6 protein-coding genes and 1 riboswitch are annotated in these 11,636 nt (G+C 35.6%); of the genes, 1 reads left to right on the top strand and 5 read right to left on the bottom strand.

Going from position 1 to position 11,636, the window contains the following annotated elements:
• Positions 1-16: 16 nt before the first annotated feature.
• From EAG11_RS05940 to EAG11_RS05960, 5 genes are all read right to left on the bottom strand, one after another.
• Positions 17-2,266 carry a DUF5074 domain-containing protein gene (locus EAG11_RS05940; RefSeq protein WP_129538351.1) on the bottom strand — a complete coding sequence of 750 codons (2,250 nt, stop codon included), beginning with the start codon at positions 2,264-2,266 and terminating at the stop codon, positions 17-19.
• Between the two features lie 35 nt (positions 2,267-2,301).
• A complete protein-coding gene (locus tag EAG11_RS05945) occupies positions 2,302-3,513 on the bottom strand; it encodes a cell surface protein (RefSeq protein ID WP_129538352.1) in 1,212 nt (403 codons plus the stop codon).
• 131 nt (positions 3,514-3,644) lie between these two features.
• A riboswitch (cobalamin riboswitch) is annotated at positions 3,645-3,830 on the bottom strand.
• A gap of 277 nt (positions 3,831-4,107) precedes the next feature.
• Positions 4,108-5,037: a type IX secretion system membrane protein PorP/SprF gene (locus EAG11_RS05950; RefSeq protein ID WP_129538353.1), complete on the bottom strand. Its 930-nt coding sequence runs from the start codon at positions 5,035-5,037 to the stop codon at positions 4,108-4,110.
• A gap of 10 nt (positions 5,038-5,047) precedes the next feature.
• On the bottom strand, positions 5,048-8,560 hold the full coding sequence (locus tag EAG11_RS05955; RefSeq protein WP_129538354.1) for a T9SS type B sorting domain-containing protein: 3,513 nt from the start codon (positions 8,558-8,560) through the stop codon (positions 5,048-5,050).
• 233 nt (positions 8,561-8,793) lie between these two features.
• Positions 8,794-10,620, bottom strand: coding sequence for a hypothetical protein (locus tag EAG11_RS05960; RefSeq protein ID WP_129538355.1), 1,827 nt, complete (start codon positions 10,618-10,620; stop codon positions 8,794-8,796).
• Positions 10,621-11,309: 689 nt separating this feature from the next.
• Here EAG11_RS05960 and EAG11_RS05965 point away from each other — a divergent pair.
• Positions 11,310-11,633 carry a hypothetical protein gene (locus tag EAG11_RS05965; RefSeq protein WP_129538356.1) on the top strand — a complete coding sequence of 108 codons (324 nt, stop codon included), beginning with the start codon at positions 11,310-11,312 and terminating at the stop codon, positions 11,631-11,633.
• Positions 11,634-11,636: the final 3 nt, after the last annotated feature.

The following is an 11,636-nucleotide window of genomic DNA, read 5'->3' on the forward strand; positions in this document are numbered from 1 at the left end:
AGAGCGTACTATTTAATTATTTTTTAATGAATTTTTGCTGATAACTAGCTCTATCTGTTACCACATTAATGATGTAAAATCCTTTTGTTAAATCACTCACATCAATTTGGTTATTATTAATTCTAGTATTGATTTGTCTTCCAGAAATATCGTAAATCATTACATTCAATACTTCGTCTTGAGTTTTAATATTTAGAATATCAGAAACAGGGTTAGGGTAGATCGTAAATGCTATTCTGTCAAACTTATCAGTTCCTAACGTATTTGTTACATTGACTGTAATTGATTTTTCGACTAATTTACCATTAGAATTAAAACTAATTGTTATCGTTGCCTCTCCTGGACTTTGAGGTGTTAAAACCAACTCATCTTTTGTATTGATAGTGACAGATACAACAGCAGGATTAGTATTTGACTTAATCGATTTTACAATAGCAGCTGATAAATTATCAGTATCAGAAACAACGGTTTTTAAATCAATTACTGTAGCATTACTTATTGAAACTTGAGATGGTAAAGTAGTATTTACAACTGGCACACTATTATCCGGGAATACAGTTACAGAAGGAAACCAGTAATAATCATTTAAAACTATTGTATTTGTTAACGCTCCAGTGTTATCATAAATATGAACCCAGTTTTTTTGAAAATGTGGTCCGTATCCACTTTCTGTAGTATTTAAAATTAACTTATCAGAAACAGGATCAATGCGTAATGCTGCACCATATGGAATTTGTCTGGGAGATGGTGTTTGCCCCGGAATTGCCCCAAAATTTTCATTAAATGTTTTAGTGGCAACATCAAATCGTACAATCTGCGATCCTGAACTAAAAGAATTTATAGAATTAATCCAGTATAAAGCATTTTGTTGATTGCTATACGTGAAACTTCCTGCATTCCATGCTGCCCAAGTAGTAAAATATTTAGTAGTTGGAATAGGGTAGTCTGTAGTAGCAAAAGAGGTTGCATCAATATTGATTAATTTTTGATTTTGAATTGCCCAAACGCTTCCATCTTTGGCTTGAACAACCGACTGAAATCCACCTACAATAGTATTAATTACAGTATTTGTGGTTGGATCAATTATCAAAATTCCTTTATTCTGTGTTATCGCAAATACATATTGTGAGGTACGAATCATGTTTCCTATTTGTCCAGCACCTGCTGTTCCCGAAATAAGACTTCCTACCTGCATGTTAGCAATATCAAATAGATAAATTCCATTTGATGCTCCTATATACCCTTTATTTTCATTGACTCCTAAAAATGAACGTCCGTCTCCACCAATAGTTTCAAAGGCTGCAATTTTTTGCATTGTTTTTGCATTGGCAACAACCAATCTTCCAGCATCGGCTGCCTGCTTTGAAACAAAATAAAATTTATCTCCATATATTGTTCCATACTGTGTAGTTACTCCAAATGTTTGATTGTTATTGACAGTACTATAAACGCGATAGCTAACATTGCCACTATCATCAATAAAGTTTACAGATCCATTAGTGTGTCCAAACCAATCTTCATTTACCATAAAGAATCCTTTTGTAAAATCTGTTGCGAGCACAAAAGGAGTTACGGGATTAAATGTTGAAGCAATAGGAGCTTCTATCATCGATGGATTGTAACTCCAAAGATCCCAAGAACCATTTTCTAAAACACGACTGCTAGCTCCAGTAGTAGAATAGCTAAAATCAGAATCAGCGGGGTTCTTTACCCAATACGACCAATATCCGTTGGTAGCCCATCCTGATTGCCAGTGATCTGTAGCGTCTATAGCTGTAAAATTATCAAAATCATACCCAGATGTATTTACAAGACCATTTACTGGATAATGGGGATAGGTAGTATTTCCATCTTTGTAAAGTCCTATTGTATTTGTTCCGTTTAGGTCAAAACCCAATCCTCCGATTGCAGTTCCAAGCGTTGGACCAGAATCATATTGTAGCGCAAAAAAGCGATGATCAGCTTTTGCAATTGCTTTCACCATATCTACACCAGTTGCAGTGCCATCCCATCTAAAACCCCATACTAAGGCATCCGAATTTTTACCATCATTCCATTGTACAACCAAGGCTGCTTTATTTGCGCCGGTACCTACCCAGTACTTAATCGCATCAAAATCGATAGTACTGGTTGTACTTTTACTTTGTTGAATTTTGGCAGTTGAATTTTGCTTAAGATCATATCGAATTACTCCCTGTACTTTTACTTGTGCATTGACAAGAAATGTAAAAAGCAACAGAATTCTTAAAAAGTAATTTTGTTTCATTTATTTAATTAATTTAAAATTGTATAGTTTGTTTTTTATTTTATGTACAGGTCATAGGCACCAGAAACTTCTGTAGAGACTTCTCCCAACCAACCCGCTTCTTGATTTATTCCAGTATATACTTTAACGAAATCTATCCCAGGAAGTTTTACATATTTTCCATCTTTATCAACAGCCCAAGAGATATCAATATTAGATCCTTCATCATTATTTGGTGCATTATCAGCATATCCAAAGTCAAATGATTTACCAACCCAATAGTTTCCAGTACCGCTCTGATCGTAAAAATTGTTCTCGATTTTTGTGCCTGTTAAACTATATGAACCCTCAGAGATCCATAGTGGATAATAACTTTGAGCATGAAATGCACTTTGTGTTTTATAACCAGAATTCCCAAGATTATCTTGCCATTTAATATATTCTATGTTAGTTTGCCAAAATTCATCTCCAGCAACTGGTGGTTTGTTAGCATCAGGTTTAAAATAAGTAATGGTATAATTATTTACTGTAGTATTTTTAAAATATTCACTTCCTGCAATCTCATACCATTCATCTGCATCAGGTTTTCCATTTTTATTTTTATCATAAGCTACTAGAATAATCCCAGGTTCGCAAGATCCTGAGCGCGCTTCATTGGCTTCACTTCCCCAAAAGGCATTCCCTAAAATTTTAAAATCTCTTCCATCCATATTCGGAATTGTATGATCAAAACCAAATACGACGTAACCTCCAAATCCACCTAGTGAAATCATGCTTGCTTTTGATCCAACAAGGGCTTTTTTGGCTGTATTAATCAGGTTTGCTTCTGTATTTCCGGGTGAATATTCTGGAATCTCGTTAGTAAACTGACCAACTGCAGGACGGAAATCGAATACATTTGAGATGTATTTGCTATAATTCACAGGTTCTTTTGTTACATTGATTGCAGAAGTATATGTATTTACAACTCCATTGGTTTCTACTTTCAAAGTCAAAGGATAGTTCTTTAAATAAGGGCTAATGAAATCCAACTGCGAACTCTGAGAAATTATAGAATCATTAATACTCCATGTAAGTTTTGAATGGCTAGGCAGATTCGGAACAATGTTAAGAACATTAAAGCGGTTCACAGTGTATGATCCTGTGAGTACTTCAGTAGGATTTATAATTTCCTGATTTTCATCTTTATCAGAATCACATGCTATAAAACCTAGCAATAGAATCGATAGAAAAGTCAATTTTAAAATTTTAGAAGGATTTTTTTCCATATTTAATTGTGATTTATTTGAATAAAAAAGCAAATAATTACAACGCTTATGGAAATACAGAGGAATGATGGTACTGCCCGCATTTAAGCACACAAAACCAGCATTGTCCTTAGCTTTATTCCACGAAAGCGTCAAACATTATATTATCTGGCAGGTCTTCTGACTTACTCCATTTTTGAAATCCTTCCCATTAAATAACAGTGGATATATTTTTCAAAAACTTCTATGTGGAGCATACAGCAGCGGGTCTGTTTCGGATTCTCACCGAATTCCCTATTAAGTGCTTTTTATGGCGCACCAGATTGCGGCAAATGTATAGAAAATATAAATAGAAACAATTTTAAGCAAAATTACCAAACTAGTATTCTCATGGCTTTTGAACGCATTAGATATAGTTAGATTGGGATTATTTCAGTAAAGCGTTTTTTAAATTGGAATAATTTATTTTTTTATGAATTTAGATATCAAAAAATAAAACAAAAGAGATTTGTGTTTGTGTAATCATAAAAATAGACCTGTGACTATTATTTGATTGAGTGTATACAAATAGAATGCTGAAAAGGACTAATATCTTTTTTATGCTATTGTTTTTGTTTAATTTACACATTTACAATTGCTTACCCTGTTACTAAAATCAAATCCAACAGTTATCATATGGGTACCCGAATTATGATTTTGAAGTTGATTCAGGCTAATATTAAATGAGTAAGCGGCATAAAATCTATTTTGTCTAAATCCCACTAGGGGCGCAATAGAGTTAGGTTTAAACGACTGATCGGCTAATAGTCTTGCGCTTATACCTGCCCAAATATAATTATTGCCAGTCATTTTTCGAATTTTAAGATTAAGATCAAGACTGGAACGTCCATCACTTTCGTACAATTGATACAAAATAGAAGGTTCGTATTCTATAGAAGTAAATTTATTTTTCAAAAGAAAACCAGTATATAAATAGTAATTTCTAATATTTGTAGGCTCTTTTAAAATCGTTGGCTTTATTGACTTATCTAAAATATTTGCAGCATTAAAACTGATAAAAAAATTTTCTAAACGATACAAAAAGCTTAAATCAAAGTTTGAATTATTCACATTATAAGATTGAACACTTGGATCTGATGTGATAATATCAGATGCATCAATATTGAAATTAGTAAATTTATAAGAGAGTCCGAATGAAAGAAACTGATTATTATATTCCGATAAAGTAATATGATGAGCATAAGTTATTTGACCTCCTTTTTGAGAAGTGTTTCTGTTTTTATCATTAAAGAATACAGCTCCAAGTCCTGAGCGATCTCCTATCCTGACATCAAAAGACAGGGACTGCGTTTGTGGAGCATCTTTTACACCTAACCACTGTGTTTCTCCAGTGAAGCGTATTTTATAAAAATCTCCAATTCCGGCATAGGCTCCGGCAATTACATATGGATTATCTGCTAAATATTGACTGGTTGGCGGGAGTTGTAATTCTTGCCCATAAACAGGAAGACCAATTATTATAAAAAGCAATATTATTTTTTTCATCTTTCTTATTTTATCTAAATAAAGTCATTCCACCTATTAATTCTCTCCTGTCTTTGTCATTGTTTGTTTTAATAACATACCAATAATCCCCCATAGGCAAGGGTTTTCCTTGATATGTGCCATCCCATCCCATTGTTGTATTTCCTTTAAAACTGGTAATTAATCGTTGGTACCTATCAAATATTAAAACCTCTAAATCGGGATAATCTTCGATTCTTGTTGGATACCAATAGTCATTACTTCCGTTTCCATCGGGAGAGAAAAATTTTGGAAATTCGATTCCGGCATAGTCTAAATAGACAGTTTGAGTAGAGAAGCAACCTTTAATGTCTTTTACATAAATGGTATAGTTTCCAGAATGATCAATCTTAAAGACTGGATCAGATATATAATTATTAGGGGTGTTAATGCTGTATTGATAGGGAGCTTTACCGCCATAACCTGTTATTAAAAATTGATTTACTGCTGTTTCTGAAAAGGTAAAATCAGGATTTTCAATATCTTGTGTAACTAAAACAGTATCGCTTGAAGAGCATCCCAAAGCAATGTTTGTAACCGTTAAAGTATAAATTCCGCTGGAACTTACAACAGGGGTTAATGTGTTGGCTCCACTGACAATCGTTCCGCCAGTCCATAAATAAGTAACATTAGTACTCTCAGAGCCAGTACCATTTAACTTTATTGTTGGTTGAGTACAGCTAATTATGCCTGGACTGCCAGCTTTAGCATTAGGAGCAGTTTGCGTGTTTAGTGTTACAGTGGCTGTGGCGGTTAAGGTACATGGAGCTGTCGCATTTACAGTATAGGTATAAATAGTTCCAATAGCAGACCAAGTACCACCAGCATTGGGTGTTCCTCCAAGTTGAGCAAACAATTGCGCATGCGTAGGGACAGAATCAGAACACAAAGTTAAAATTCCGTTAGTTCCTGCATTAGGAGCTGTTTGTGTGTTTAGTGTTACAGTTGCTGTGGCGGTTAAGGTACAGGGAGCTGTCGCATTTACAGTATAGGTATAAATATTCCCAATAGCAGACCAAGTACCACCAGTATCGGGTGTTCCTCCAAGTTGAGCAAACAATTGGGCATGCGTAGGGACAGAACCAGAACACAATGTCAAAATCCCGTTAGTTCCTGCATTAGGAGCTGTTTGTGTGTTTAGTGTTACTGTGGCTGTGGCGGTTAAGGTACAGGGAGCTATTGCATTTACAGTATAGGTATAAATATTCCCAATAGCAGACCAAGTACCACCAGTATCGGGTGTTCCTCCAAGTTGAGCAAACAATTGCGCATGAGTAGGAACAGAATCAGAACACAAAGTCAAAACTCCGTTTGTTCCTGCATTAGGAGCAGTTTGTGTGTTTAGCGTTACAGTAGCTTTGGCGGTTAAGGTACACGGAGCTGTCGCATTTACAGTATAGGTATAAATATTCCCAATAGTTGACCAAGTACCACCAGCATCGGGTGTTCCTCCTAGTTGAGCAAATAATTGGGCATGCGTAGGGACAGAACCAGAACACAATGTCAAAATTCCGTTAGTTCCTGCATTAGGAGCTGTTTGTGTGTTTAGTGTTACTGTGGCTGTGGCGGTTAAGGTACACGGAGCTGTCGCATTTACAGTATAGGTATAAATAGTTCCAATAGCAGACCAAGTACCACCAGTATCGGGTGTTCCTCCAAGTTGAGCAAACAATTGCGCATGCGTAGGGACAGATCCTGAGCACAATGTCAGAACTCCGTTTGTTCCTGCATTAGGAGCAGTTTGTGTGTTTAGCGTTACAGTAGCTGTGGCAGTTAAGGTACAGGGAGCTGTCGCATTTACAGTATAGGTATAAATAGTTCCAATAGCAGACCAAGTACCACCAGCATCGGGTGTTCCTCCAAGTTGAGCAAACAATTGCGCATGAGTAGGGACAGATCCTGAGCATAATGTCAGAACTCCGTTAGTTCCTGCATTAGGAGCAGTTTGCGTGTTTAGTGTTACAGTGGCAGAAGCGGTTAAAGTACAGGGAGCTGTCGCATTTACAGTATAGGTATAAATATTCCCAATAGCAGACCAAGTACCACCAGCATCGGGTGTTCCTCCAAGTTGAGCAAACAATTGCGCATGAGTAGGGACAGATCCTGAGCACAATTTCAAAACTCCGTTAGTTCCTGTATTAGGAGCTTTTTGTATGGTAATGGTTTTAGTTACTCCAGTTATAATTTGACTACAGATACCATCTGTACTATTTGTTAAATTCAAAGTTGTATTTGAGGTTGGTGATGGAATCGTTACCGTTACTGAGCCCGTAGTTCCTATTACAGCAGTTCCAGAAATAGCTCCAGTATAGCTTACAAGATCTCCCGTTGTTCCTGTTATTGTAAAAATAGCATCTGACCCTGCACAAATGGAGTTAAGACTGGTTAAAGTTGGAACTGTTAGTAATGAATAGGCTCCTGTGACTGTAACTATTGCAGGAAGCGAATTACAACCTCCATTAGCAGTATTGGTTACCATTAAATTATAAGTTCCTGCTGAGCTAACAATTGGATTTAGTGTTGTTGCTCCACTAACGATTGTACCATCGGTAGTAGTCCATTTATAGTCAATACCTGCACCGGTTGTCGAACCAGTACCGTCTAATGTAACAGAAGGGCTGCTACAGGTAATTACTGCAGTGTTAATGGCTTTTGCTATTGGAATAGAACAAATAGGCGCTGTATTTGTCTGACAGGTTTTGCTTTCGACTTCAAAGCAAGTATTAGAAGCTCCTATAGGAATTATAGAAAACAAGACATTATCTGAAGGCTGTAATGAGGTTACATCATAGGTTAACACGTTACCAATAGTTCCAATGTTTTGTACTGGGTTCGTATTCACCTGATAAGAAACAGAATAATCAGTAGCACCTGAAACAGCTTCCCAATTAAACGTTATAGTACTTTGCGTTTGAGTGCCACAGGTAATTTTAGGCTTTATTATTGAATTTACAACAACTTCTATCTGCTTTTTTTTGATTATATCTGTAACACCATCACAATCTTTACTGGTACAGGTCACTTCATAAGTGCCTGCGTTTATGGCTTGTGCGTTTGTAATGTTTGGATTTTGAATTGCGCTAGTAAAGCCATTTGGACCTGTCCATGAATACGTAGTGCCAGATGGGAGTGTACCATTTACGCTTAGATTGATAGTCTTATTTGCACAAAAAGAAGCTGGTGTAATAACAGCGGGATCAAGAACAACAGCTGGGGTAACTGTCAGATTTTTGGTTCTTGTAATTAAGCAGTCGAAAGAACTGATTTCTAAAGTATAAAGACCCGCATCTGCAGGCGTAACAGCAGAGATAGTATATTTTTTTGAAGTAGAAACTACCGTTCCTAAAGGATTTATCCATTTGTAGGTAATTCTGGAGTCGGTATCCAAATAATCCGGGAAATTATTTTTTATTGTAAAATCGGCTGGGTATCCTTCACACAATACATCAGGCATGGACTCGGTATAAAGAATATCATCAAAATCATCTAGATTAAACAAGAACATTTGTACTCCAGAAACAGTACTACCATATGTGATATTTCTAAAGTCAATTTTTTGAGGCTTTGAACAATCATTATTGACATAAATAGCGTGTACTTTTCCAGGTTTAGAATAGCGTGTATCTGTTCTTCCTGCTTTAAACTGAGTTTGAGTTTCAGGAATAGAGGTCCATAAACGAGGAGCGATAAGAGTACCATTATTTATAGTAATAGCGGCTTCTTCACCTGTTAATGGAGTTACTTTATTTTTTGTTCTACATACATTTTACCTAGAACGGGAGAATCACTATTATTTCTTACACCAGCATACAAACCGTCTTTATTGATGAATCCGTTACCATGCAGCCGATAGTATTTACCTTTAACAGCCCCTGCAGATTGAAATTCAATATTATAAATGTATAAACCGGTTGTTTGTATTTTATAAATAATTCTGTCTGCATTAAGTCCCAATCCGTTGTACCAGCTTCCATCATTTATTCCACCATTTGTGATGGCGGGATCCGCAGAAGAGGTGTACAGTCCATGACCGTCTATCCCTGTTGGAAAACAGGGGGTACCCGTTAAAGAAGGAGGTAAGCACGGGCCTTGATTCGGTCCATAAAATCCTGAATCATTGTTTCTGAAATTTAGAGTATTGCTAACGGTTCCAGTGGTATAATTTACGATATTAATTTTTCCAGGTAAATTATTAAGCTGATGAAACCAGCGTTGGGTTATATTTCCAGAAGCATCTAGTTTGTCCCATGACCATTCATTTGCTCCTGGTAAATTTTGAGTTTCAATCAAGTGAATTCTATTGTCATGTGACATATCTCTTGGGCCGGCAGCGCCTTGAAAACTGAGCATATGCACTTTTTTCCCAGGTACTACTTTACAGTCTAAGATTCGTTGTTTGTCTATCCATAAACTCGTTTCTTTCTCTTCAATCTTAGGGAGAGTTGTCTTAAAAATGTCCACAAGTAAGGCGCGAGAAGTTAGCAGGGCATGAGCAGCATTCATTCTTTTGTAATATTCGGCATTGAATTTTTTGAAAACATCAACATCTTCAATATACATCTTATAAAAAGCAGCAGCACTTGTACCATAACGTTCCCAATGTGCACCGATTCCCTGGTCACTTGACCAAAAGTCGGTAGTAGTGAGTTGGGAATGATTCTGAAAATCATAATCCCAATCAAAAGCATATCCGTCTTCATGTCCCCAATGCTTGTTTAAATAAGCACTGCTAGCGGGAAAGTAGTTAGGATAAGCAGCAACAAATTTATCCATAACAATTTGTGCTACACATTCTGCCATACCTTCTTCGAAGCCGCTTAAAGTATTTTCGTAATGCCAAAGATTGTTGGAAGACAAACACACATTATCACGCCAGGCATGTAAAAGTTCGTGAATCATTAAACGTGGCTGAGTCATCTTGCCATAAGCATCGGCTGTATATTGAGTAGAAATCCAGTTAGGACCGTTGTAAAAAGTGTTGCTACCAGAAGCATTACCATCATTAATGACATTTACTGTATAAGAATGAGATGATGGGCCATATACTTGTGTTATAATCGGAATCACTTTGCTGTAAAAATCCATCATATTGCTTGCTTGCCAATTGGCAAAACCGCCTAGTCCATTGATTCCAAATTGCGTCTCTACAGAAACATTTACTATGTTGCCAGCAGTACCCAGATTTTCCCATGTGAAATTTAATGGACCAATCACGGTGTCTGTACTACCATTAAATAAGTGAAAGTAAAAATTTTGTCCTTGTGCAAATGTTGTTCCTAAGGCCAGAGCTGTTAAACGTAATTCTTCATAACTATATCCGTAGGTAGTCTTATCCAGAGAGTTTAAACCTTGACTCCAGCGAATATTTTGCGAATTCGGACCATTTGGAACTGAGCCTGTACCGATAGAAAAACTCGTAAATCCTCCTGTTTGCCAGTTTACAAAAGCGCTATGAATGCTTTCAACTTTGCCTGTGACACCAGTAGCTGCTACAGCTTTTATTTTGCTACTCAGGTTTGATTTAATAGCTACGGGAGCAGGAATAATTGCTGGTTTACATCCCATTAGCGTATTACTGGTTTGAGGTACTTGTATTTGAGCAGTAAGTGAGATGGAAAAAAAGCAAACAAGAATAGGATGTGTAATTTTTTCATTGCATAAAATTGTAGGTTAATCGACAATGAGTATGTTTTATCGAAGCACTACAAAATTAGTTTTGTCATGAAAAGAAAGTGGTTGTAAATTAATCAATATTGATATTAAATTAACGTTATTTATGTGTTTATTTTAGTTTTTTAATATTAAAAATATTGTTATTGTTTTATTTAGATGTTTTTATTATGAAATAAAAATGGTTTTATCAAAGAAATTGCTATTTATTAAGGGTGCTTCATCTAAGAGGGAAAACATAGATTATATGTATAAAAAAGAACTAAAAAATTTTAATTAATTTCTTAGGCATATTGGCTATTTTAATTTTAAATAAGTGAAATGGTTTCTATAATAATACAAGAAACATACAGGTGTGTGATGAAATTAATAGCGCATAATTTGTTAATAGATTAGCAATAGTGTTGTTTTTTAGTGATTATGATGTTGAAAATAAAATTTTAGTTTGTTTATGTTTATAGAATGATAAAAGTTGACCTGTTACTATTATTTGGGAAGAATCATTTAGGGATAAAAGGTAAATTTGTTGAAGTGAAAAAGATTATTATTTACATATTCATTTTTTAATAACCTCTAATATTGGGATGTTCCAGCAGTTCTATAAATTGCCGGTATTGTTTCAGCATTTTAAAGAACATAAAGAAATAAATAAAGTAAGTTTTATTGATTTTTTAGCCATGCATTATTGGGGTGATGACTTAGACGATGATGATGGTGATCGCGATATGCAGCTTCCTTTTAAAAATATAAGCGGTTACTCGTTACAGCTTGTATTTATACCAACAGACAAACATGCAATTTATCTTCCTTTTACTATTGGTCTAACACAGACTAACAGTATCCCATATACATGCAATTTACATTCTAACCCCGCTTTATTTTCGGTATTTAGACCTCCTATAGTATAATTT

Source organism: Flavobacterium sp. 140616W15 (assembly GCF_003668995.1).
Lineage (GTDB): Bacteria > Bacteroidota > Bacteroidia > Flavobacteriales > Flavobacteriaceae > Flavobacterium.

Coding starts and splice junctions, on each gene's coding strand:
- EAG11_RS05940 (WP_129538351.1), bottom strand. CDS start 2,266: ATGAAACAAAATTACTTTTTAAGAATTCTGTTGCTTTTTACATTTCTT.
- EAG11_RS05945 (WP_129538352.1), bottom strand. CDS start 3,513: ATGGAAAAAAATCCTTCTAAAATTTTAAAATTGACTTTTCTATCGATT.
- EAG11_RS05950 (WP_129538353.1), bottom strand. CDS start 5,037: ATGAAAAAAATAATATTGCTTTTTATAATAATTGGTCTTCCTGTTTAT.
- EAG11_RS05955 (WP_129538354.1), bottom strand. CDS start 8,560: ATGTTCTTGTTTAATCTAGATGATTTTGATGATATTCTTTATACCGAG.
- EAG11_RS05960 (WP_129538355.1), bottom strand. CDS start 10,620: ATGGGATGTAAACCAGCAATTATTCCTGCTCCCGTAGCTATTAAATCA.
- EAG11_RS05965 (WP_129538356.1), top strand. CDS start 11,310: ATGTTCCAGCAGTTCTATAAATTGCCGGTATTGTTTCAGCATTTTAAA.